The following is a 22,313-nucleotide window of genomic DNA, read 5'->3' on the forward strand; positions in this document are numbered from 1 at the left end:
ACGGTCAGACGCGGGCGTCCGTGCCCAGTCGGGCCAGGACCTCGTCGTGCAGCAGGCCGTTGGTGGCGACGGCGTTGCCGCCCCACGGTCCGTCCTTGCCCGCCAGGGACGTGAACCGGCCGCCGGCCTCCGTGACGATGGGGACCAGCGCCGCCATGTCGTAGACGGCGAGGTCGGGTTCGGCGGCGATGTCCACCGCGCCCTCCGCGACGAGCATGTAGGACCAGAAGTCGCCGAACGCCCGAGTCCGCCAGCAGGCATCGGTCAGCTCGAGGAACTCCTCCTGCCGGTCGAGGTGCCGCCAGCCCTTGAGGTCGGAGTAGGAGAACGACGCGTCCGACAGGTTCGAGACGGCAGAGACGTGGATCTGCTTGGCCGCGGAGAGGCTGCGGCCCGACCACGCGCCGGACCCGTTGGCTGCCCACCAGCGCCGGCCGAGGGCCGGAGCGGCCACGAGGCCGAGCACCGGCATGTCGTTGTCGACCAGCGAGATCAGGGTCGCCCACGCGGGTACGCCGCGGACGAAGTTGTGCGTCCCGTCGATCGGGTCGATCACCCAGCGACGGGGGGCGTGCCCGGTGGTCTCGAACTCCTCGCCCTCTACGGCGTCACGGGGGCGGGTGCGCTTGAGCTGCATGCGCACCATCTCCTCGGCAGCCTTGTCGGCGTCACTCACCAGGGACAGGTCTGGCTTGGACTCCACGACGAGGTCGTGGGCGCGGAACCGGGCCATGGTGATCCGCTCGACGGCGTCCGCCAGGACATGGGCTAGGCGCAGATCATCGTCGTAGGGCACCTTCCCACGCTAGCCCGTCGGCTGGTCGGGACGCGGGATGCCACGTCGCCCGGCGGGGGCTAGGGCCTCTCCGGGCAGGTGCGACGGCATCTCCCGACAGGTGCGAGGGCGTCTCCCGGGCGGTTGGGGGCGACCTCCGGGCGTAATACACGAAACACCATCAAATGGCAGCAAAAGCCACTTCGACCGAAGATCTGCTCTCAACTGTGCTGCGGGACGATCACGTTTTTGTCTCGGGTTGGCCCAGAGCGTCGCCTTTGCTCCCTCCGTGCTCTTTCATAGGGGCCACAACACACGAACGCCCTGTGCGTTACAGGGCTGCGCCCAAATCGGGCACAGCCCGGAACGACCGCTCATCATCTGGGCGGCAGACCCTAAGTAGGAGGACGTCAATGCGAGGAACTACTCGCACGGTGGCCATGGTTGCTGGAATCTCGTCCGTCGCGCTGCTCGCTGCAGCTTGCGGTGGCGGGAACAGCAAGGATGACACCAGCTCCAGTGCCGGCGGCAAGGCCGGCGGTACTGTCACGGTCCGCGGGTGCAACCCCCAGAACCCGCTCATTCCGAGCAACACGACCGAGACCTGTGGTGGCAACGTGCTTGAGGCCATCACGGCCAAGCTCGTGCACTACAACGCCGAGACCGCTGCCCCCGAGAACGACATCGCGGACAAGATCGACTCGACGGACAACCAGAACTTCACCGTCACCCTGAAGAAGGGCTACAAGTTCTCGGACGGCACCGAGGTCAAGGCGCACAACTTCGTCGACGCCTGGAACTACGCCGCCTACGGCCCGAACGCCCAGTCCTCCGGCTACTTCATGGAGCCCATCGAGGGCTTCGGTGACACCCAGTGCACCGGCACCGGCGACGACCCGTGCAAGGGCTCCGGCAAGGCCAAGGCCGACAAGCTCACCGGTCTGGTGGTGAAGGACGACTACACCTTCACGATCAAGACGACCGAGAAGGTCTCCAACATGGCCGTCCGCCTGGGCTACTCGGCCTTCGCGCCGCTGCCGGACTCCTTCAAGGCCGACCCGGCCGCCTATGGCGAGAAGCCGGTTGGCGCTGGCCCGTTCAAGCTCGACAGCTGGACCAAGAACACCGAGATCAAGCTCAGCAAGAACGCGAGCTACTCGGGCAAGTTCCCCGGCAAGCTCGACGGCATCACGTTCAAGATCTACCAGGACGAGGACGCCGCCTACAACGACGTCATCGCCAACCAGCTTGACGTGACGGACCAGGTCCCCTCGTCCGCGATGATCGATGACAAGTACAAGACCGACCTCCCGGACCGCAACTCGCAGAAGTCCGTCGGCGTCATCCAGACCATCACCTTCGCGCCGACCAAGGTCGACCCGAACTACTCTGACCCGAAGATCCGTCAGGCCATCTCCATGGCCATCGACCGTCCGACGATCATCAAGCAGATCTTCAACAACACGCGTCAGCCCGCCACCGGCTGGGTCTCCCCGGTCGTTGACGGCTACAAGGCCAACCAGTGTGGCGAGTGGTGCACGTTCGACGCCGCCAAGGCCAAGGCCAAGCTCGACGAGGCCGGTGGCTTCAAGGGTGGCAAGATGACCCTCGCCTACAACGCTGACTCCTCGCACAAGGCGTGGACCGAGGCAACCTGCAACTCGATCAAGGGCGCCCTCGGTGTCGACTGTGTCGCGACCCCGGTCGTGGACTTCGCCACCTTCCGCACCCAGATCGCCAGCCGCAAGATGAAGGGCATGTTCCGCACGGGATGGCAGATGGACTACCCGTCCATCGAGAACTTCCTCGCCCCGATCTTCAAGACTGGTGCCTCGTCCAACGATGGTGACTACAGCAACCCCGAGTTCGACAAGCTCCTCAACGAGGCTGCTGCCCAGACGGACCCGGCTCAGGCCAACGCCAAGTACCAGGAGGCCGAGGCACTGCTCGCCAACGACATGCCGGCCATCCCGATGTGGTACTCGACGGCCACCTTCGGCTGGTCCAACAAGGTCACCGGCGTGAAGATCACCGCATTCGGCACGATCGACTTCGAGAGCCTCTCGCTCAAGTAAAGTCGCCCGGACCGCCCACCTCGCCGGTGAGCGAATCCAGATAGCGTCGTGGGGCGGGCGGCCCCCGGGCCGCAGGCCGACGGCCTGTCCGGGGCCAGTCAGGGGCAACCCTCCTGATGACCCCCCACCGTCCAAAACGACTATGTTGTGACAAGCACGGGCGCGCACGTCTGGCCCCGCACGGCTTGTCCAGCCACGCCACCCGGGAACACCCCACCCGACGGCGTCATAGAGAGGGAGGTGACGTGTACAAGTACATCCTTCGGAGACTTCTCCAGATGATCCCGGTGCTGCTTGGATCCACGTTCATTATCTTTGCCATGGTTTTCGCCCTGCCCGGAGATCCCACAGCTGGCATGTGCGGTGAGCGGCCCTGCGCGCCGGCCTTCGTGGCCAAGTTCCGGACCGAGCACAACCTCAACGACCCCCTGCCGACGCGCTACGCCAAGTACATGGGCAACATCGCCCAGGGCGACCTCGGCACCACCTTCCGCAACATCAAGGTGGCGGACGAGCTCAAGCAGCGTTACCCCACCACCGCCAAGCTGGCTGGCATGGCGATCCTCTTCGAGACGCTGATCGGCGTCATCGCGGGTGTGCTGGCGGGGATACGCAAGGGCAAGTTCATGGACAACCTCGTCCTCGTGAGCACCCTGTTCGTCATCGCCATCCCCATCTTCGTCATCGGCGCCACGCTGCAGTACTACCTCGGTGTCAAGTGGGGCCTTCGACCAGTGACGGTCTCGTCCGAGGCGACGTTCAACGAGCTGCTGCTCCCCGCCTTCGTGCTCGGCAGCGCCTCGATCGCCTACGTCGCCCGACTGACCCGCACCAACCTGGTGGAGAACCTGCGCGCCGACTACCTGCGCACGGCCATCGCCAAGGGACTGACCCGTCGGCGGGCCATCGGCCTGCACGCCCTGCGCAACTCGCTGATCCCGGTCGTCACCTTCATCGGCGCCGACTTCGGTGGTCTCCTCGGTGGCGCCATCGTCACCGAGCGCATCTTCAACATCCAGGGCGTGGGCGGCTACCTGTTCACCGGCATCCACAACCGCGACGGCGTGTCCGTCGTGGGGACGGTGACGGTCCTGGTGCTGGTGTTCCTGCTCGTCAACCTGCTCGTCGACCTCTTGTACGGCGTGCTCGACCCGAGGATCAGCCATGACTGAGGCATCGACCATTGCCGTTGGCGCCGAGACCGGCGCCGGCGCCGCAGGGCACGACGAGGCGCGTTCGCTCACCTCCGACGCCTGGCGCTCGCTCAAGAAGAACCCCATCTTCTGGGTCTCGATGGCCCTCATCGTGGTGTTCCTGCTGATGGCCGTGTGGCCGGCGCTGTTCACCAACGTCGACCCCGCCGCTGCCGTGCTCAAGGAGGCGCGTCAGCGTCCCAGCGGCAGCGCCTGGTTCGGTCGCGACATCCAGGGCTACGACATCTACTCGCGCACCATCTACGGTGCTCGTGCGTCGATCCTCGTCGGCGTCTTCGCGTCGATCGCGACCGTGCTGATCGGTGGTGCCATGGGCATCGTCGCCGGCTACTACGGTGGCTGGCTGGACGCCCTGGTGTCCCGTGTCACGGACATCTTCTTCGCCATCCCGCTGCTGCTCGGCGGCATCCTCTTCATGGCGACGTTCCCCAACGACGTGAACTCGCCCTACCTGCTCGTGGTGGGCAAGGTCGTGCTGGTGCTGTCGATCTTCGGCTGGCCGGGACTGGCGCGCCTCATGCGGTCCAGCGTCCTGCAGGTCAAGCCCAACGACTACGTCCAGGCCGCCCGCGCCCTCGGAGCCACGCCGTGGCGGATCATCCGCGCGCACGTGCTCCCGAACGCACTGGCGCCGATGATCGTCGTGGCGACCATCAACCTGGGTGTGTTCATCGCCGTCGAGGCGACCCTGAGCTTCCTCGGCATCGGGTTGACCCCGCCGGCGATCTCGTGGGGTGTGGCCATCTCCGACGCCATCGTGGCGCTGCGGACGACCCCGCACATCCTGTTGTTCCCCAGCCTCTTCCTGAGTCTGGCGGTGCTGGCCTTCATCATGCTCGGCGACGCCGTGCGCGATGCCTTCGACCCGAAGTCGCGCTGAGCGGGAGAGACGACACATGACAACCTCTGAAACCATGGCCCGGGAGTCTGCGAAGTCCTCCGGCCAGACCTACGCCCCCCAGGACGGGCTGCTGCTGGAGGTGGAGGACCTCCACGTCGAGTTCCACACCCCCGACGGCATCGCCCGGGCGATCAACGGCGTCAACTTCGACCTCCACGAGGGCCAGACCCTGGCCATCCTCGGGGAGTCCGGGTCGGGCAAGTCCGTGACCGCGCAGGCGATCATGGGCATCCTCGACATGCCGCCGGCAGTCATCCCCAAGGGCCAGATCCGCTACTGCGGTCAGGACCTGCTGACGATGCCGGACGAGCAGCGTCGCCGCACCCGTGGCCCGGAGATCTCGATGGTCTTCCAGGACGCGCTGTCCTCGCTGAACCCCGTGTTCCCCGTGGGGTGGCAGATCGCGGAGATGTTCCGCGTGCACCGCGGCATGAACAAGTCCGACGCCCTCGAGCGTGCGGTCAAGCTCATGCAGCGGGTCCAGATCCCGGCGGCCAAGGAGCGCGTGGGGGCCTACCCCCACCAGTTCTCAGGCGGCATGCGCCAGCGCATCATGATCGCGATGGCCATCGCGCTCGACCCGGCGGTCCTCATCGCCGACGAGCCGACCACCGCCCTGGACGTCACCGTCCAGGCGCAGATCATGGCGCTGCTGCAGGAGCTGCAGGAGGAGCGCCAGATGGGGCTCATCCTGATCACGCACGACCTGGGTGTGGTGGCGAACGTCGCCGACAAGATCGCGGTGATGTATGCCGGTCGGATCGTCGAGCGCGCCGACGTCTACGACCTGTACCGCCAACCGGGCCACCCCTACACCAAGGGCCTGTTGGAGTCGATCCCGCGCCTGGACCAGAAGGGACAGCAGCTCGCTGCCATCGGTGGCCTGCCGCCGAACCTGATGCGGATCCCGGACGGGTGCGCCTTCAACCCGCGGTGCAAGTTCGCCCAGGACGTGTGCCGCGAGGACCGTCCTGCCCTGCTCGAGGTCGCTCCCGGCCGAGAGAGCGCCTGCCACTTCGCCGAGGAGGTCCTCCATGGCTGAGGCCATTCTGACTGCGACCGACCTGGTCAAGTACTACCCCATCAAGGGCGGCGTGCTGCGCCGCACCGTGGGTCACGTGAAGGCCGTCGACGGCGTCAGCTTCGAGCTCCTCAAGGGTGAGACGCTGGGCATCGTCGGTGAGTCCGGGTGTGGCAAGTCAACGCTCGGCCGCCTGCTGATGCGCCTGGAGGAGCCCACCTCTGGCTCGGTCGTGTTCGACGGTGTCGACATGTACGCGCAGAAGGGTCGCGCGATGCGCAAGCTGCGTCGCGACATCCAGATCGTGTTCCAGGACCCCTACACCTCGCTCAACCCTCGCAAGACGGTTGGCGACATCGTGGGGGAGCCGTTCGACATCCACCCCGATGTGGTGCCGAGGAAGGGCCGCCGCAAGGCCGTTCAGGACCTGCTCGACCTCGTGGGCCTCAACCCCGAGCACATCAACCGCTACCCCCACCAGTTCTCCGGTGGACAGCGGCAGCGCATCGGCATCGCCCGAGGGATCGCCCTGAACCCGAAGGTGCTGATCTGCGACGAGCCGGTCTCCGCGCTCGACGTGTCGGTGCAGGCCCAGGTCGTCAACCTGATGGAGAAGCTCCAGGACGAGCTCGGCCTGTCCTACATCTTCATCGCGCACGACCTGTCCGTGGTCCGGCACATCTCCGACCGCGTCGGCGTCATGTACCTCGGCAAGATGGCAGAGCTGGGCGAGGAGGACGACATCTACGGTCGTCCCACCCACCCCTACACCCAGGCGCTGCTGTCGGCCGTCCCGGTGCCCGACCCGACCCTGCGCGACAAGAAGGAGCAGATCGTCCTCAAGGGCGACGTCCCCTCGCCGGCCAACCCGCCGTCGGGCTGCCGCTTCCACACCCGGTGCTGGAAGGCGCAGGACAAGTGCAAGACCGACATCCCGATGCTCGAGCTGCGCCCCGACGGCGCGGGCGAGCACCTGTCGGCCTGCCACTTCGCGTCGCCTCGCGAGATCATCGAGACCGTGGACGTCTCCGGCGCAGCCTCGGTCACGTTCGGCTCGGGTCTGCGCGACGACTCGTCGCTCGAGCCCGTGGGTGACGGCCCGACGGACTCCTGACCGCGAGCGCACAGCACACGACGACGGCGCCGTTCCCCACCAGGGGGGCGGCGCCGTCGCCGTCCCCTCCTCAGAGGCGCCGGTTGAGGGAGAACACGCGACCCAGCAGGGGCATGAGCACGATGTTCAGGCCGTGCAGGATGCCGATGATGAGGAGTATGCCGCCGAGCCGGCCGAGCTCGAACGTCACCTGTTCTGCGGTGACCTCCTGGCTGATCGCGTTGTGCCAGCTCTCCTGTGGGGCCACGTGCAACGAGAACAGGATGTAGGCGGCGAAGATCAGGTAGTAGACGATGTCGGTGAGCACGATGTAGCTCTTGCCGGTCAGCGGGTTGTCGTGGAAGACGTCAGCAGCGTAGGCCCGGCCGAACCGCTTGATGAACGGGCCGAGCCACAAGGCGATGCCGAGCAGGGCGAGGTTGGTCCCCACCTCGAGAATCCACCAGGGCATGTGCAGTCCTCTCTCGTCTCTGGGGGTGAGGGTCAGCAGTGTGGTCACGGAGCCGGCCAGGGCCACGACCCAGGCCGCCCCGACCCGGCGTACCCGCCGTCGCCGGGCGCGGTCGTGGTCGATGCCTTCGACGACGCGTGCGAACAGGTCGGGGGAGGGGGCGTGCACGCTGCCCTCGGCGGTCAGCGCATCATGGAGGCGATCTTCGAGCGCGCTCATCGCGTCTCCTCCAAGGTGGCAGCCAGGGACCTCAGGCCGCGCTGCAGATGGGTCTTGACCGAGTTGGGTGAGAGCCCCAGGGTCCTGGCGATCTCCTCGACGGACAGCTCGAGGTAGTACCTCAGAGCCACGCAGTCCCGCTGTCGCCGGGGCAGGTCGTGCAGTGCTGCGACCACCTCGAGGCGCGACTCACGAGAGGCGGCGGTCTCCTCCGCCGAGGGCTCGTCCGGTATGGCCGGGGGCCGGTGCCGTAGGGACACCAGGCCGCGCCGGTTGTGGTCGCGCGCGAGGTTGATGACGATCGAGCGCAGGTAGGCCGCGGCTCGCTCGGGGTCGCGGATGCGCTGGGCGCTGCGGGACAAGCGGATGAACGCCTCCTGGACGAGGTCCTCGGCCGCGGTGCGGTCCTGGACGAAGAAGCGGGCGAGGGTCACCAGTCGTGCGCCCTCGGCAACGAACAGGGCCGAGACCAAGGCGTCGACGTCGGCCTGCGCCGTCGACTCCCCGATGCTCCCTGTCAGCATTCCCACGGACTCCATCACCTAGACAGACGAACGAGCAGAGGCGTTGGGTGACAACCAATTTCGATGATTTCAGTGTCACCCGCTGCGCCGTTGTGCCGCGTCAGTCAGGTGTCAGCACCACGGTTTCACAAGCGTAAGGAGAGCACCATGGAACATTCGCAGTCATCACCTCTTTGGCGGAGGTCTGCCACAGCCGTGGCATGTGCCGCGGTACTCGGCGTCGGCGCAGCGGTGGCACCGGCCATCGCGGGGGTGGCCTTCAACTTCAAGAGCGACCTGCGTGACTTCGCGCCCGCCGCCACCGACCGTTCGACGGAGCGCGTGCCAAGCTGACGCTGGTCGCCACGGACTCCACCAAGGCGGTGTTCGTCGTGCACGGCGTCGACCCGGCCGTGGCCGGACGGACCTTCGGTGCGCACCTGCACCTCGGACCGTGTGTCGCGGGCAGCGGCGCGTCAGCACTGGGGCACTACAACCACTCGACCACGAGCCCGCTGACGGTCAACGACCAGACCGAGATCTGGCTCGACTTCACCGTCGATGACGAGGGCAACGCACAGAGCTCGGCCGCAGTCGACTGGGCCCCGGTGCCCGGTGCCCGCTCGGTCGTCATCCACGCGAACCCGACCGCACCTGACGGCACGGCTGGGGCAAGGCTCGCGTGCCTGCCAGTGGAGTGGTGATGACAGTGCTCTCACGGCACGCGGTGCTCCGCACCGCCCTCATCGGCTTCGGCCTGGGGGCGGTGTGGGGTGTGGCCGCGAGGGTGTGGATGCGCATCGTGTCGACGAGTCCTGAGTTCAACTGGTCCGGCACCCTCATGATCGTCCTCTTGGGCGCGGTCTTCGGGCTGCTCGTCGGCCTCTCGTGGCTGGCTCGTCACGCGACCGGGTGGCGACGGTGGTTGCGGTTCCTGTTCGTGCCAGGGCTGATCCTGTTCGCCGGACAGGGCTTGCCGCTGGCGCCCGGGTTCCTCGTCGCGGGGCCGCTGCTGCGTCGTGGCGGACCGTTGGCGCGGCTGGGCGCCGTCGTGGCGATCGTCGGGCCGGGCGTGTTGCTCTGGTGGTCGGAGCGCCTGAACGAAGAGACGATGCTCAGTGCTCCACTACACGTGCAGATCGGCCTGCTGATCGGAATGCCTGTGGTGGCAACGGCATTGGCGCTTGCCGGCCATCTGGTCATGGGACCTCTGGCAGACCGCGGTCACTCGCCGTCGCCCGAGCGTGCCCGCAGCAGCCGACGCAGGGACTCCAGCCTGGAGGTGCCCGCAGGCCCGGCCTGACCTGAGGCCACCCAGGCGTCGAGGGCGCACTCCTCCTCGTCGTGGCCGCAGCCGCGGGGACACTGGGCGGTGCCGGGCTCGAGGTCGGGGAAGTGCTGGATGATCCGTGCGAGGTCGACGTGGGCCAGGCCGAACGACCGCACCCCGGGGGTGTCGATGACCCACCCCGCCTCGTTCGGCAGTCGCAACGCGACGGCCGAGCTCGAGGTGTGGCGGCCGCGACCGGTGAAGTCGTTGACGATGCCCGTCGCTCGGCGGGCGTCCGGGACCAGGCCGTTCACGAGGGTCGACTTGCCGACTCCGGAGTGCCCGATGAAGACGCTGATCCGGTCGAGGAGCTGCTCGTGCAGCAGTTCCAGACCCTCGAAGCCGGACTCCCCGGTCGCGGTCACGACGTAGCGGACGTTGAGTGGCGCGTAGTTGGCGAGAAAGGCGTCGGCGTCGGCGAGGTCGGCCTTGGTCAGCACGAGCAGGGGGTCGAGGCCGGCGTCGTAGGCGGCGACGAGGCAGCGGTCGATCATGCGCGGGCGCGGCTCCGGGTTGGCCAGCGCGGTGACGATCACGAGCTGGTCGGCATTGGCGACGATCACTCGCTCGACGGGGTCGGTGTCGTCCGCGGTGCGTCGCAGCACCGAGCGTCGAGGGGTGAGGCGGACCACGCGGGCCAGGCCGTCAGGATTGCCCGAGGTGTCACCGACCAGCTCGACGTCGTCACCGACCACGATTCCCTTGCGCCCCAGCTCGCGTGCCTTCATGGCGGTCACGATGCGCTCTGCCGAGGCCTTCCCACCGCCGCCCTTGCCACCGCCGCCCTTGCCAGCAACGCCTTTGCCAGCAACGGCTTTGACACCGATGCTCTTGCCGCCGACGCCATTGCCTACGAGGACCGTGTAGCGACCCCGGTCGACGCCGATGACGAAACCCGGGACGGCGTCCTCGTGGGCGGGGCGATCCTTGGACCTCGGGCGTGAGCCCCGCTTGCTGGGACGGATGCGGACATCGCTCTCGTCGTAGTCCGAAGTGCGCCGACTCATGGCGTGGGGCCGTCGGGGTCGACGAGGCCGTGCCAGAGCTCGACGAACTCGGGGAGGGTCTTGGCGACCGTGTCGGGGTCCTCGACGACCAGGCCGGGAGTCCGAAGGCCCAGGAGGGCGCCGGCCATGACCATCCGGTGGTCGGCGTAGGTGTGGAACAGCCCACCGGTCAGGGGTCGCGGCGTGATGCGGAGGCCGTCTTCGGTCTCCCTCACCTCGGCTCCGCGGTCCCCGAGCTCGCGCGCCAGGGCCGCCAGCCGGTCGGTCTCGTGCCCCCGGATGTGGGCGACTCCGCGGATGACACTGGGGGAGTCGGCGAGGGCTGCCAGTGCTGCGATGACCGGTGTGAGCTCGCTGGCGTCGTGGAGGTCGATGTCGATGCCGTTGATCTCGCCGGTGCCCGACACGGTGAGCCCCTCGCGGGCGAGCGAGACGTCGGCGCCCATGGTGTCGAGGATGTCGCGGATAGCGTCACCGGCCTGGGTGGTGTGCTGCGGCCAGCCCGGCACGGTGACCCGGCCGCTCGTCACCAGGGCCGCGGCGAGGAAGGGTGCGGCGTTCGAGAGGTCGGGTTCCACCTGGACGTCGAGCCCGTTGATCTCGGACGGCTCGACCCGCCAGGTGTTGGCGTCCCCGTCGTCGACGATCGCCCCGGCGTCGCGCAGGGTCTCGACCGTCATCTCGATGTGCGGCTCGGAGGGGACCGGCTTGCCGGCGTGGTGGATGGTCACCCCCCTGTCGTAGCGCGGACCGGCCAGCAGGAGTGCCGAGATGAACTGCGAGGAGGAGGAGGCGTCGAGGGTGACCGAGCCACCCGGCATCTGCCCGGTGCCGTGGACCGTGAACGGCAGGGTGCCGCGTGCCTCGTCCTCGACCTGCGCGCCCAGGACGCGAAGGGCTTCCAGCACGGGGCCCATCGGACGCACCCGTGCCTGCTGGTCGCCGTCGAACGTCACGAGTCCGCGGGAGAGCGCCGCCACCGGCGGCAGGAAGCGCATCACCGTGCCGGCCAGGCCGCACTCGATGTGCGCGCCACCGTCCAGGGTTGCGGGCGTGACCACCCAGTCAGGCGCGGTCGCACCGAGCGCCACAGCGTCCTCGACCTCTGCCCCGAGGTCACGCAGGGCCTGCGCCATCAGCAGCGTGTCGCGGGAACGCAGCGGCCGACGAAGCAGGGACGGACCGTTCGCCAGCGCCGCGAGCACGAGGAAGCGGTTGGTCAGGGACTTGCTGCCGGGCAGGGTGACGTCCGCGTCGACCCGTTGCAGGGCTGCAGGGGTGGACCAGCCAGCGAGGTGGGAGACGGAGCCCGTGGCTCCGGCGTGCGATGGGTCAGGTGAGGGCATCGTGGGCCTGGGATGCGGCCAGCCTGGCCTCGCGGCGCGCAGCACGGGTGGCGTACCTGGCCTCGCGCTTGGCGCGTTTGGCGGTGCGCTTGGCGGTGTCGCCGGCCAGCCCTGCGCGGTAGACCAGTCCGGGCCGGCCCTCGGTGTCGACGCTGGCCAGCAGCAGGCCGCCGATGAGCCCGAGGTTCTTGAGGAAGTTGATCCGCTGGGCGCGCTTGGCCGCGGGGTCGGTCTCAGCCCAGAACTGGTGTCCCACATAGGTGGTCGGCACCATGGCACCGACGAGGGCCAGCGAGGCGAGCCTGGGCACACGACCTGCGGCGAGGAGCGCTCCGCCGCCGACCATGGTCGCGCCGTTGGCGCGCACCAGGAGCTCGGGGTCGTTGGGCAGACCCAGCGGGGCGAGCCGCTCGGCGAGGGGCGCGACCTTGGGCGTCAGCGCCGAAGGGTGCCGCAGCTGCTCGAGTCCCTGGACGACGAAGATCGCGGCGAGCAACGGTCGGGCCACGCGGCGGACGACGGTCATGTTCACTCCTGGCTGGTGCGGGCTGGGTGCGGGCTGGGTGCGGGCTGGTGCGGGCTGGTGCGGGCTGGTGCGGGCTGGGTGCGGGCTGGTGTGTGCTGGGTGCGGGCTGTTCGCGGTCGTCTCCCTTCTTACCGTATGGGCAGGTCAGCGTCCCTGCGTACCCTGTCCACCATGTGCGGCCGATATGCAGCCACAGCCAACCCCGACGAGCTCGTCGAGGAGTTCGAGGTCGACCAGGACCGGACGGCCGAGCCGGCCCGCAGCATCCTCAAGAACCCCCAGTCGCCGCCGGCGGGCACCCCCGACTTCAACCTGGCGCCGAGCAAGCAGGCCCCCGTGGTCCTCACCCGCCTCCCGCGCGACACCGCGGAGGAGTATGCCGGTGACCCGGCGCCCGTGCGCCAGCTGCGGTTGCTCACGTGGGGCCTGGTGCCCAGCTGGTCCAAGGACACCAAGATCGGCATGCGGATGATCAACGCGCGGGCGGAGTCGGTCCTGGAGAAGGGGTCGTTCGCCAAGGCCGCTGCGTCACGTCGCTGCCTGGTGCCGGCCCAGGGGTGGTACGAGTGGCAGAAGTCCCCGGTGAGCACCGACGCCAAGGGGAACCCGCGCAAGCAGCCCTTCTACATGCACCGGGCAGACGGCGACGTGGTGGCGTTCGCCGGGCTCTACGAGTTCTGGCGGGACCGCGAGATCGCCGACTCCGACGATCCAGAGGCGTGGCTCACGACCTTCACCATCATCACGACGGAGGCCGAGGCCGGGCTGGACCGCATCCACGACCGGCAGCCCCTGGTGCTCGAACGTGAGGATTGGGCGACTTGGCTCGACCCGTCGATGAGCGACCAGGACGAGGTCGCGCGGCTGCTGGCGTTCTCGGCGCCGGGGCGGTTCGAGGCCTATCCGGTCGGAACGGCCGTGTCGTCCAACCGCAGCAACGGTCCGCAGCTGATCGAGCCGGCGGGGCTCGACGAGCTCGACGGCGTGGTCGACCCCATGACCGGCGAGATCATCGGGGGTCAGGCCCCGCCCAGGGCCGACGAGACCAGTGGGGGACCGAACCCGGCATGAGCACCACCCGAGTCGTCGAGGTCGAGACCCCACTGGGACCGGCGCGCGCGCACGTCACCCGACCACCGCGGGCGCAGGGCTCCGTCGTGCTCACCCACGGCGCCGGTGGCAGCATCCGAGCCGGCGACGTGACAGCCGTCGCAACCGGCCTCGTCGATGCCGGTTGGGCCGTTGCCCTGGTCGAGCAGGCCTGGGTCATCGCCGGCCGCAAGATGCCGCCACCCGCTGCCACCCAAGACCCGTCGTGGTTGCCAGTGCTCGCCCACCTGACGGCAGGGCGTGGAGCCCTGCCGAGGCCCCTCGTGGTCGGGGGCAAGAGCAACGGCGCACGGGTGGCGTTCCGCACGGCCAAGGACACCGGCGCGGACGCGGTCCTCGCCCTCGCCTTCCCCCTCCACCCGCCGGGCAAGCCCGAGCTGTCGCGGGCCGAGGAGCTGCGCGCACCGGTGCCGCACGGCATACCGCTGCATGTCGTCCAGGGCGAGACCGACCCCTTCGGCACGCCCGGTGAGGTGCGCGCCGAGCTGCCCGACCCGTCCTGGGTGAGCGTGGTCAAGGGTGGCCACGGCTTCACCAAGAAGCCGGACGACCTGGTGGCAGCCGCCCTGGCCTTCGTGAACTCTCTGGGTTAGAGCGCGCCCCCGGCGGCGGTCGGCGCGGACGCGTCCTTGCCTCCGTCGCCCACGGCCTCGCGGGCGAGGTGGTCCTCGATCTGGAACCAGTCGTCACCGGCGCGCTCGGCGATGGTCAGCAGGGTGTTCATCGCCGCGACCTCCTCGACCTGCTCCTTGAGGAACCACAGCATGAACTGCTCGCCGAGCACGTCGCCCTCGGCGCGTGCCGCCCGGAAGAGCGCCTCGATCTGGCCGGTGACGGCCTTCTCCTGGGCCAGGGCCAGCTTGATCGGCGCGGTGAGCTCGTCGAAGTCGTTGCGGACCTCGTCCACGCCGGGCACGGCCACGGCCCAGTCCCTGTCGAGCATGTACTGGACCATCATCATCGCGTGGTTCCGCTCTTCGACGCTCTGCAGGTAGAAGTGCGTCGCCAGCCGGGGGAGGTCGTGGCCGTCGAACCAGACGGCGATCGCGATGTACTGCTGGCTGGCGGTGAACTCGTGGCGAACCTGCTGCGTGAGCAGCTCGACGAACGAGGCTTCGGAAGGGCGCGGCATACCGGAAACCGTAGTGCCTGGGAATGTCGGCGCGAGGCGCCCCGTTGGACCAAGGGACCGACCGCGACGCGGTCGAAACCCACCCCATTCACCACCAGGAGTCCGCCAGTGCCCGTTCTGACCGTGCAGCCCGGCGACACCGCGCTCTCGGCGCCTGTCGCATTGGGCTTCTCCGCACCGACCGACAAGCCGGCCACGGCCGATGCCGGGCTAGGCTGGAGGGCAATGACTGACACACCTGCCACCGACACCATCATCGACGAGGCCACCCCTGACGCCACCGTCGACGTGGCGAGCGAGACCCCTGCCGAGCGGCAGTCGCGGTTCGAGCGCGAGGCGATGCCGCTGCTGGACCAGCTCTACTCAGCGGCGCTGCGGACCACGCGGAACCCGGCCGACGCCGAGGACCTGCTCCAGGAGACCTACACCAAGGCCTTCGCCGCGTTCCACCAGTACCGCCCCGGCACGAACTTCAAGGCGTGGATGTACCGCATCCTCACCAACACCTACATCAACACCTACCGCAAGAAGCAGCGCGAGCCGCTGCAGTCCGATGCCGCCGAGATCGAGGACTACCAGCTCGCGCGTGCCGAGTCGCACACGTCGAGCGGGCTGCGATCGGCCGAGACGGAGGCGTTGGACCACCTGCCCGACACCGAGGTGAAGAGGGCACTGCAACAGCTGCCGGAGGACTTCCGGTTGGCGGTCTACCTTGCCGACGTCGAGGGCTTCGCCTACAAGGAGATCGCCGAGATCATGGATACCCCCATCGGGACGGTCATGTCGCGGTTGCACCGCGGCCGACGCCAGTTGCGGGAGTTGCTGACGGAGTATGCCGCCGAGCGCGGCTTTGCCACCCAGGGAGCGGACTCATGAGCTGCGAAGGTCAGGGAGCGGGAGAAGTGGCGGGCTCGGACTGCTCGGAGGTCCTTCACCGCGTCTACGAGTACCTCGACGGTGAGATGACGCAGGACGACACCGTCAAGATCAAGCACCACCTCGACGAGTGCGGGCCCTGCCTGCAGGAGTACGACCTGGACCAGGCACTCAAGGCGCTGGTCAAGCGGTCCTGCGCCTGTGAGGAGGCTCCTGTGGAGCTGCGGACCCAGATCATGGCCAGGATCACCACGATCCGCTACGAGATCTCGGAGTAGCCGACAACGGCGGCGCACGACGAAGGGGCGGTCGAACCAGCTGGTACGACCGCCCCTTCGATGCGTCGTGGCGCGGGCTCAGGCGTTGGGCTTGCGGCCGTGGTTGGCCGCGTTGCCCTTGCGCGAGCGGCGCTTGCGGGCGCGCTTGCTCATGGGAGTCACTCCGTCAGTGGTGGTGTGGCGCATTATGCACCGGGTGCGGGGCCAGTCTCTCACAGCCTAGAGGGGACAACGTGCCCACGGAAGATAACCGGGTGACTTGCATGCAAACGCGGCCCAAAGGTGTGAACCAACGCTGGCAAACGTGGGATACGACCTTCAAGGTTTGGCAAAGAAGAGGCAAGGAAAGTCCCAAGCGCGCAGGTTGACCGGCATCATAGTCCTGTCACCGACCCGCACCCCTGGCGGCTAGGGACAACTGATGGTCTGAAGTAACCGAACGTATGAGTCGGGCATCAGACAGAAGGAGCACCGCCATGAAGGCGATCACCACCATCTTCGAGTCCATCCTCTCCGGCAGCGACAACATCGTCTGGGCCCCCGAGGACGTCGACTCCGCCACCGGCATGACCTCCGTGTGGAGCTGGGGCGGCTGACCCACCCCGAGTGCCGCCCGGGCCTAGATTGGTGCCGTGAGCACAAGTCCTGACCCGGGAGCGTCTCAGCGCAGACTGCACAACCGCGCGACCATCATCTATGTGGCCGTCGTCGTTGCCCTCGCGATGGGCCTTGCGTCGATCGGTTGGCTGGCCACGGGTCAGCTGGGTGACATCTACGCAGTGTGCGTCCTGTCCGGCCTGGGCATCACCAGCTGGTTGCTGCGCGAGATCGATGTCGGTTCGCGCATCCAGCTGTCGTTCCTGAGCATCATCCTGCTCACCTCTGCCGTCGTGGTCGGCCCCGTGGGGGCAGCCATCGTGGGCGCCGCCGCCGCTGTGGTCCAGAAGGAGTCACAGCCGGTCATCGTCCGACTGTTCAACGTCGCCCTCTGCAGCTCGATCGGATCCCTTGGTGGTCTGGTCTACGTGTGGGCCGGGGGGCTGAGTGATCCCGGCGACACCGACTCGGCCGGTCGCATCCTGCTCCTGGTGGGGCTGCCCCTCATCGTGGCCGACGTGGCCCAGTGCCTGCTCAACGCCGCACTGATCTCCGGTGTCGTGAGGTTCTCCGCCGGAACCCCGATGCGCACCCAGTTCTTCAAGCTGCTCACCACCTCCGGCGCCGCCTACATCGGGTACGGCGTGATCGGCTTCCTCTTCGTCGTGCTCTGGCTGCCTGCCGGCGTCGGCTGGTTCAGCGCCGTCCTGGTCCTTGCGCCCCTGTTCGTCGCCCGCTGGGCGTTCGTCCAGTACGGCGATGAGCTGCGTGCCCACGACCGCACCCTGCGAGCCCTGGTGACGGCCGTCGAGACCAAGGACCCCGCCAACAGCGGTCACAGCGATCGCACCGCCCAGCTCGCGCAGTGGCTCGCCGAGACCCTTGGCTTGGGGCACAAGGAGATCCAGGACGTCCGGACGGCGGCGATGCTCCACGACATCGGCAAGGTGTGCGTGCCCAGCAAGGTGCTCCGGGCTCGGCAGCCGCTGACCGACGACGAGCTGGTGGTCCTTGCGGAGCACGCACTCAGCGCCGTGGAGCTCGTCCAGGGGATCGACTTCGTGGCGGGCTCGGTGGACGGCATCGCCCACCACCACGAGCGGTTCGACGGCCGCGGCTACCCCGCGGGGCTCAAGGGTGAGGACATCCCCCTCACGGCGCGACTGGTAGCGGTGGCAGACACCTTCGACACGCTGACCACCTCCCGCACCTACCGTGCTGCCGTCGACGTGGACGCCGCGCTGGAGATGGTCGCCGCCCGCGCCGGCACGCAGTTCGACCCGGCGGTCGTCGACGCGCTCAGGCGGGTGCTCGCCCGGCACGTGTGGACCATGACCGAACGCACCCCCGAGGAGCTCGCGGGCGCGACGGTCACCCTCGACCACGACGAGCCCGAGGTCTCCGACCTCTTTGCCCAGCGCCACGATCTCAGGGCCAAGGTCAAAGGTGCGACGGCCTCCGTGGCCATGCCGGTAGGAGGGGCTCTGTGACAACCCTGCGGCGGGTCACCGTCGACCTCCGGTGGCCACTGGTCCTGCTGGCCCTCTTCGTGGTCGGCGAGGCCTTCGTGTCCGGGCGTCAGGAGCTGATGTCCCTCCGTGGCACCTCGCTGGTGTCGGTCTCCCTGTTCTGCGTCGCCATCGCGCTCGGTGAGACGGCCCGACTCCGGATCCTCACGGGGCGCGAGACCGCGCCGATGTCCACCGCGGCTGCCCTGGGGCTCGCGCTGTCCTCGATCCCTCAGCCCGGTGGATCGCACCTGAGCGCTGCCCCGGTGGTGCTGGTGGTGGCTGTCGCCATGATCGTGGGAGGCGTTGTCCTGAGGGTGTCCGGCGCGACCGTCTCCTGGGTGGAAGTCTCTGCGCGGGTCGCAGGCGTGTCCCTGGCCCCGGTGCTCTACCGCGGTGTCCAGTTCGACGGCCAGACCCTGGTCGAGTGGCAGGGCACCTGGGCCGGCCAGCGCTGGCTGGTCGGCGTCGTGATGCTGCTGGTCGGTGGCCTGACCATGGTCGCCCAGCTCACCCTCGAGGCCGCTGCGCACGCCGGACGCGACCACGCGCCCCTCATCCCCGCCGTCATCGACGAGGTCAGGTCGACCCTGGCCCTCGGCACTGCTCTGGTCACCTCGGGCGCCCTGATCGCGTTGGCCGACGTGGCCATCGGGATCGCGGCCCTGCCGCTGTTCCTCTTCCCCTTGGTCCTGACGTCCTTCGCGGTGCAGCGCAATGCCAGCATCCGCACGACGTATCGCCAGACGATCGGGGCGCTGTCGTCCCTGACCGACCGGGCCGGCTACACCACCTCCAACCACGCCCAGCGGGTCGCGGACGTCTCCCTGGCGATCGGTCGGGACCTGGGCATGGGCCAGCGCGAGCTCACGGACCTGGAGTATGCCGCCCTGCTGCACGACCTGGGGCAGGTCGCCCTGCGCGAGCCGATCCCGGCAGGGGCGACGGTGATGGCCGCCCCCGCGGACCAGCAGCGGATCGCCCACGACGGCGCCGAGATCGTCCGGACCACCGGTGTGCTCGACAGCGTCGCCGCGATCCTGGAGGCGCAGACAACGCCCTACCGGCAGGTGCGCGAGTTCGGCCAGGACCTCCCGATGTCCAGCCGCATCATCAAGGTGGCCAACGCCTACGACGACCTCTGCGACGCGGGTGGGAGCGACCACAGGGCGATGGAGCGGATCCACCTCGGCCTGGGCTACGAGTACGACCCCCGGGTCGTCGACTCGCTCACCCGGGTGCTCGAACGTCGACGAGGACGGTCCGCGGCAAGCGGTTCCTGACCCGCGGCATACCCGGTCGTCCTGGCCCTGGCCCGCGGGATGGCGTTGGGGCACAAGCGAGTCGGGCGGTACCGAGACCGTGGCGAACCGGTCTCGACACCGCCCGACGCGGTGGAGTGTGCGCAGCCGCTACGGAGAGCCCGTGGTGAGGTGCGCGTCCATGGCGAGGTTCTTCTCGACGCGGGGGTCACCGGCGTCGGCGAAGTAGTCGCCCTTGATCGTGTCGTCCGTGCCCGGGTCGACCTTGAGGGCCCGGAGGATCAGCGTGGCGACGATGGCGATGACCAGGTTGATCACGAAGGCCGTCATCGCGATGTAGCCCATCTTGCCGAGCATGGGGATCATCGCCAGGGAGCCGCCGAAGTGGCCCTTGGTGGTCGGGTTGATGACGTTGTAGGCAGCGATCGTGCCGTAGACCATGCCGACCGCCCAGCCGCCGAGCAGCGCCCACCGGTGGAACCACCGGGTGTAGAGCCCGAAGACGATCGACGGGAGCGTCTGGAGGATCCAGATGCCGCCGAGGAGCTGGAAGTTGATCGCGTTCTGCTTGTCCAGGGTGAGGACGAAGACGAGCGCAAAGGCCTTGACCAGCAACGAGACCAGTTTGCCGACCTTGGCCTCCTGGGCGTGCGTCGCGTCGGGCTTGATCCAGTCGCGGTAGATGTTGCGCGTGAAGGTGTTGGCTGCCGCGATCGACATGATGGCTGCCGGGACGAGTGCTCCGATCGCCACCGCGGCGAAGGCCACTCCGGCGAACCAGCTGGGGAACTTGTCCTCGAACAGCTGGGGGATGACCAGCTGCGCGTTCGGCTTGCCGTCGAGGCCGATCGGCTTGGTGCCGGCGGCGATGGCCACCCAGCCGAGCAGGGCCAGCAGGCCGAGCACGAAGGAGTAGGCCGGCAGGATCGAGGCGTTGCGGCGGATCGTGTTGCGGCTCGAGCTCGACAGGGTCGCCGTGATCGAGTGGGGATACATGAACAGGGCCAGGGCCGAGCCGAACGCCAGGGTTGCGTAGGCCCAGTACTGCTGGCTGTTCGGGATGAACGCACCGGTGGGCTTGGCGGGGTTGGCGACGCTCGGCTTGGCCATCTTGGCCTCCGCGGCGCTGAAGACGTGGTCCCAGCCGCCGACCTTCGAGGGGAGGTAGATGACCGCGACGATGATGACGAGGTAGATCAGCGCGTCCTTGACGAACGCGATGATGGCCGGCGCCCGCAGACCGCTGGAGTAGGTGTAGGCAGCGAGCAGGGCGAAGGCGATGAACAGCGGCAGGTCCTTGGCGAGGGCGTTGCTGCCGCCGACGCCGGCGACCTCGAGGACGGCCTGGATGCCGACGAGCTGAAGGGCGATGTAGGGCATCGTCGCGAGGATGCCGGTGATCGCCACCGCGAGGGACAGCCCCCGCGAGCCGTAGCGGCCCTTGACGAAGTCCGCCGGGGTCACGTAGCCGTGCCGGTGGCTCACCGACCAGAGCCGAGACATGAAGATGAAGATGATCGGGTAGAGCACGATCGTGTAGGGCACCGCGAAGAACCCGCTGACCGAGCCGAGGGCGAACATCGCCGCGGGCACCGCGACGAAGGTGTATGCCGTGTAGAGGTCACCTCCGAGGAGGAACCACGTCACCCAGGTGCCGAATCGTCGGCCACCCAGGCCCCACTCGTCGAGGGACTCCATGCTGTCGGCCTGACGCCAGCGAGAGGCCCAGAAGCCCATGCCCGTGACGAGGGCGAACAGCAGGATGAGGACGGTCAGGGCGACCCCGTTGACCCCGGTGTTTGCTGCGGCGGGTGCGAGGGCGCTCATCGGCCGGCCTCCCAGCTGTCGCGGCGGGCATCGTTGCCACGGTCGTCGCCGGTCATCGGGCGGTGGGGGCGGGCCTTCAGGACCAGCTTGTACGCCGTGAACGTCAGCGCCGAGCACAGGAAGACCCACAGGAACTGGTACCAGATGAAGAAGGGGAAGCCCCAGAGCTCGGGGTCCTTCTTCGCGTAGCTGCCCACCCAGAGGAGGGCGATCATCGGGATGGCCAGCAGCACGCCGGCGATTGCCAGCAGTCCCTTGTTGGCCGGGGGGACGGTGTCGTGGTCGACAGCGTTGTCGGTACTCACCTTCGGACCTCCGAGTGGAAGATGGAGCGACTGCCGATGGGCAGTTCGGATGTACGTTATGCCCGACTCGCCAGTAACCGTGGGATGTCGGACTGCCGGGGACAGGGCTCTGACCTGTGCCGCGGGCAGCCACAGGATCCGGTTAGGGTGTCGCCCATGACTGTGGCTCACGGCGGCTCCGCCTCGATCGTCGCGCCGACGTACTGGTGGTACCGCGCGCGCACGGACCTGCTCCGAGAGGTGCTCGAGGAGTATGTCGACCGGGACGCGCGGATCCTGGACGTGGGCAGCGCCGACGGCCCCAGCGTGGCCTGGCTGCGAGGCGGCGACCGCCACGTGTCGCTCGACCTCGACCCGCGTGGTCTCGGCACGGACGGCGTCTGCGGCTCGGCCCTGGCCCTGCCCTTCGAGGACGCCGCGTTCGACATCGTGGCGGCGTTCGACGTGATCGAGCACTGTGAGCCCGAGCAGACGGCGCTGAGCGAGGTCGCTCGCGTCCTGGCACCCGGCGGACGGTTGCTCGTGTCGGTCCCTGCCTACCAGTGGGCCTGGACCGACTTCGACGACCAGAACGGCCACCACCGTCGCTACACCCGTGCCCGGGCCGTTGCCGCGGTCGAGCGCAGCGGGCTGACCGTGGACCGCGCGACCTACGCCTTCACCTCGGTGTTCCCGTTCTTCGTCGCCGAGCGCCTCGCCCGCCGGGTGCGGCCCTCGTCGAACGAGGCAGCCGACGTCGTCAGCCTCCCGCAGGTCCCCAAGCCGGTGGAGCGGGTGCTGATGGGGCTCAGCCGGGTCGACCGTGCCCTGCTGGCGCGGATGGACCTGCCGTTCGGTTCCTCGGTGGTCGTCGCCGCGAGCAAGCCCGCCTGAGCCGGCAGCCCGAAGCGGCGCTCTGGTGGCAGCCCGGCGCGAGCCTGGCGGCAGCCCGGTGCG

General features: G+C 68.6%; 25 protein-coding genes. 15 read left to right on the forward strand and 10 right to left on the reverse strand.

Annotation, left to right across the window (positions count from 1 at the left end; translation table 11 throughout):
• Positions 1–4: 4 nt before the first annotated feature.
• On the reverse strand, positions 5–796 hold the full coding sequence (hisN, locus tag AC1DXJ_RS16465; protein WP_477637499.1) for a histidinol-phosphatase: 792 nt from the start codon (positions 794–796) through the stop codon (positions 5–7).
• 392 nt (positions 797–1,188) lie between these two features.
• Here hisN and AC1DXJ_RS16470 point away from each other — a divergent pair, with 392 nt between their 5' ends.
• From AC1DXJ_RS16470 to AC1DXJ_RS16490, 5 genes are all read left to right on the forward strand, one after another.
• Positions 1,189–2,850, forward strand: a complete 1,662-nt coding sequence (locus tag AC1DXJ_RS16470; protein ID WP_477615926.1) for a peptide ABC transporter substrate-binding protein — start codon at positions 1,189–1,191, stop codon at positions 2,848–2,850.
• Positions 2,851–3,095: 245 nt separating this feature from the next.
• Entirely contained in the window at positions 3,096–4,022 is a 927-nt protein-coding gene (locus AC1DXJ_RS16475; RefSeq protein ID WP_477615927.1) for an ABC transporter permease, read from the forward strand.
• Complete coding sequence (locus tag AC1DXJ_RS16480) at positions 4,015–4,944, forward strand: ABC transporter permease (RefSeq protein WP_477615928.1); 930 nt, start codon at positions 4,015–4,017, stop codon at positions 4,942–4,944. Before AC1DXJ_RS16475 ends, AC1DXJ_RS16480 begins: the two co-directional genes overlap by 8 nt.
• 34 nt (positions 4,945–4,978) lie before the next feature.
• A complete protein-coding gene (locus AC1DXJ_RS16485; protein WP_477615993.1) occupies positions 4,979–6,007 on the forward strand; it encodes an ABC transporter ATP-binding protein in 1,029 nt (342 codons plus the stop codon).
• Positions 6,000–7,100: an ABC transporter ATP-binding protein gene (locus AC1DXJ_RS16490; RefSeq protein ID WP_477615929.1), complete on the forward strand. Its 1,101-nt coding sequence runs from the start codon at positions 6,000–6,002 to the stop codon at positions 7,098–7,100. The genes AC1DXJ_RS16485 and AC1DXJ_RS16490 overlap by 8 nt, the downstream gene beginning before the upstream one ends.
• Positions 7,101–7,170: 70 nt before the next feature.
• On the opposite strand, the gene AC1DXJ_RS16495 is transcribed toward AC1DXJ_RS16490, so the two are convergent.
• The gene (locus tag AC1DXJ_RS16495) at positions 7,171–7,770 is read right to left on the reverse strand and encodes a hypothetical protein (RefSeq protein ID WP_477615930.1); all 600 of its coding nucleotides are present in this window, start codon (positions 7,768–7,770) and stop codon (positions 7,171–7,173) included.
• A complete protein-coding gene (locus AC1DXJ_RS16500) occupies positions 7,767–8,294 on the reverse strand; it encodes an RNA polymerase sigma factor (RefSeq protein WP_477615994.1) in 528 nt (175 codons plus the stop codon). Before AC1DXJ_RS16500 ends, AC1DXJ_RS16495 begins: the two co-directional genes overlap by 4 nt.
• Positions 8,295–8,489: 195 nt before the next feature.
• Here AC1DXJ_RS16500 and AC1DXJ_RS16505 point away from each other — a divergent pair, with 195 nt between their 5' ends.
• The 3 genes from AC1DXJ_RS16505 to AC1DXJ_RS16515 are packed head-to-tail and all read left to right on the forward strand — an operon-like array spanning position 8,490 to position 9,576.
• Positions 8,490–8,627, forward strand: a complete 138-nt coding sequence (locus AC1DXJ_RS16505; protein ID WP_477637500.1) for a hypothetical protein — start codon at positions 8,490–8,492, stop codon at positions 8,625–8,627.
• A gap of 29 nt (positions 8,628–8,656) precedes the next feature.
• Positions 8,657–8,977: a hypothetical protein gene (locus AC1DXJ_RS16510; RefSeq protein ID WP_477637501.1), complete on the forward strand. Its 321-nt coding sequence runs from the start codon at positions 8,657–8,659 to the stop codon at positions 8,975–8,977.
• Positions 8,977–9,576: a hypothetical protein gene (locus AC1DXJ_RS16515; RefSeq protein WP_477615932.1), complete on the forward strand. Its 600-nt coding sequence runs from the start codon at positions 8,977–8,979 to the stop codon at positions 9,574–9,576. Before AC1DXJ_RS16510 ends, AC1DXJ_RS16515 begins: the two co-directional genes overlap by 1 nt.
• Here the strand turns inward: AC1DXJ_RS16515 and rsgA are convergent.
• Genes rsgA through AC1DXJ_RS16530 form a run of 3 tightly spaced genes read right to left on the reverse strand, consistent with a single transcriptional unit; the run spans position 9,498 to position 12,482 of the window.
• The gene (gene rsgA / locus AC1DXJ_RS16520; RefSeq protein ID WP_477615933.1) at positions 9,498–10,610 is read right to left on the reverse strand and encodes a ribosome small subunit-dependent GTPase A; all 1,113 of its coding nucleotides are present in this window, start codon (positions 10,608–10,610) and stop codon (positions 9,498–9,500) included. The two genes, AC1DXJ_RS16515 and rsgA, sit on opposite strands and share 79 nt — an antisense overlap.
• Positions 10,607–11,956 (reverse strand): 3-phosphoshikimate 1-carboxyvinyltransferase, encoded by a 1,350-nt coding sequence (gene aroA / locus AC1DXJ_RS16525; RefSeq protein WP_477615934.1) that lies wholly within the window; start codon positions 11,954–11,956, stop codon positions 10,607–10,609. Before aroA ends, rsgA begins: the two co-directional genes overlap by 4 nt.
• Positions 11,943–12,482 (reverse strand): DoxX family protein, encoded by a 540-nt coding sequence (locus AC1DXJ_RS16530; protein ID WP_477615935.1) that lies wholly within the window; start codon positions 12,480–12,482, stop codon positions 11,943–11,945. The genes aroA and AC1DXJ_RS16530 overlap by 14 nt, the downstream gene beginning before the upstream one ends.
• A 171-nt stretch (positions 12,483–12,653) precedes the next feature.
• On the opposite strand from AC1DXJ_RS16530, the gene AC1DXJ_RS16535 reads away from it, so the two are divergent.
• Both AC1DXJ_RS16535 and AC1DXJ_RS16540 read left to right on the forward strand, forming a co-directional pair.
• The gene (locus AC1DXJ_RS16535; RefSeq protein ID WP_477637502.1) at positions 12,654–13,553 is read left to right on the forward strand and encodes an SOS response-associated peptidase; all 900 of its coding nucleotides are present in this window, start codon (positions 12,654–12,656) and stop codon (positions 13,551–13,553) included.
• On the forward strand, positions 13,550–14,185 hold the full coding sequence (locus tag AC1DXJ_RS16540) for an alpha/beta hydrolase family protein (protein WP_477615937.1): 636 nt from the start codon (positions 13,550–13,552) through the stop codon (positions 14,183–14,185). The genes AC1DXJ_RS16535 and AC1DXJ_RS16540 overlap by 4 nt, the downstream gene beginning before the upstream one ends.
• Here the strand turns inward: AC1DXJ_RS16540 and AC1DXJ_RS16545 are convergent.
• The gene (locus AC1DXJ_RS16545) at positions 14,182–14,724 is read right to left on the reverse strand and encodes a ferritin (protein WP_477615938.1); all 543 of its coding nucleotides are present in this window, start codon (positions 14,722–14,724) and stop codon (positions 14,182–14,184) included. The genes AC1DXJ_RS16540 and AC1DXJ_RS16545 overlap by 4 nt on opposite strands.
• Before the next feature lie 225 nt (positions 14,725–14,949).
• Here AC1DXJ_RS16545 and AC1DXJ_RS16550 point away from each other — a divergent pair, with 225 nt between their 5' ends.
• Entirely contained in the window at positions 14,950–15,600 is a 651-nt protein-coding gene (locus tag AC1DXJ_RS16550; RefSeq protein ID WP_477615939.1) for a sigma-70 family RNA polymerase sigma factor, read from the forward strand.
• Positions 15,597–15,878: a mycothiol system anti-sigma-R factor gene (gene rsrA, locus AC1DXJ_RS16555; RefSeq protein WP_477615940.1), complete on the forward strand. Its 282-nt coding sequence runs from the start codon at positions 15,597–15,599 to the stop codon at positions 15,876–15,878. The genes AC1DXJ_RS16550 and rsrA overlap by 4 nt, the downstream gene beginning before the upstream one ends.
• A gap of 78 nt (positions 15,879–15,956) precedes the next feature.
• Here rsrA and AC1DXJ_RS16560 read toward each other — a convergent pair whose 3' ends face one another.
• Positions 15,957–16,031 (reverse strand): 50S ribosomal protein bL37, encoded by a 75-nt coding sequence (locus tag AC1DXJ_RS16560; protein WP_369791897.1) that lies wholly within the window; start codon positions 16,029–16,031, stop codon positions 15,957–15,959.
• Positions 16,032–16,510: 479 nt separating this feature from the next.
• On the opposite strand from AC1DXJ_RS16560, the gene AC1DXJ_RS16565 reads away from it, so the two are divergent.
• Positions 16,511–17,965: an HD-GYP domain-containing protein gene (locus AC1DXJ_RS16565; protein ID WP_477615941.1), complete on the forward strand. Its 1,455-nt coding sequence runs from the start codon at positions 16,511–16,513 to the stop codon at positions 17,963–17,965.
• Positions 17,962–19,266, forward strand: coding sequence for an HD-GYP domain-containing protein (locus AC1DXJ_RS16570; RefSeq protein WP_477615942.1), 1,305 nt, complete (start codon positions 17,962–17,964; stop codon positions 19,264–19,266). The genes AC1DXJ_RS16565 and AC1DXJ_RS16570 overlap by 4 nt, the downstream gene beginning before the upstream one ends.
• A gap of 129 nt (positions 19,267–19,395) precedes the next feature.
• Here AC1DXJ_RS16570 and mctP read toward each other — a convergent pair whose 3' ends face one another.
• Together mctP and AC1DXJ_RS16580 are read right to left on the reverse strand one after the other, a co-directional pair.
• On the reverse strand, positions 19,396–21,072 hold the full coding sequence (gene mctP / locus AC1DXJ_RS16575) for a monocarboxylate uptake permease MctP (RefSeq protein ID WP_477615943.1): 1,677 nt from the start codon (positions 21,070–21,072) through the stop codon (positions 19,396–19,398).
• A complete protein-coding gene (locus AC1DXJ_RS16580) occupies positions 21,069–21,377 on the reverse strand; it encodes a DUF3311 domain-containing protein (RefSeq protein ID WP_477615944.1) in 309 nt (102 codons plus the stop codon). The genes mctP and AC1DXJ_RS16580 overlap by 4 nt, the downstream gene beginning before the upstream one ends.
• 156 nt (positions 21,378–21,533) lie before the next feature.
• On the opposite strand from AC1DXJ_RS16580, the gene AC1DXJ_RS16585 reads away from it, so the two are divergent.
• A complete protein-coding gene (locus tag AC1DXJ_RS16585) occupies positions 21,534–22,250 on the forward strand; it encodes a class I SAM-dependent methyltransferase (protein WP_477615945.1) in 717 nt (238 codons plus the stop codon).
• Positions 22,251–22,313: the final 63 nt, after the last annotated feature.

This window comes from Pedococcus sp. P2_D9 (genome assembly GCF_056404275.1).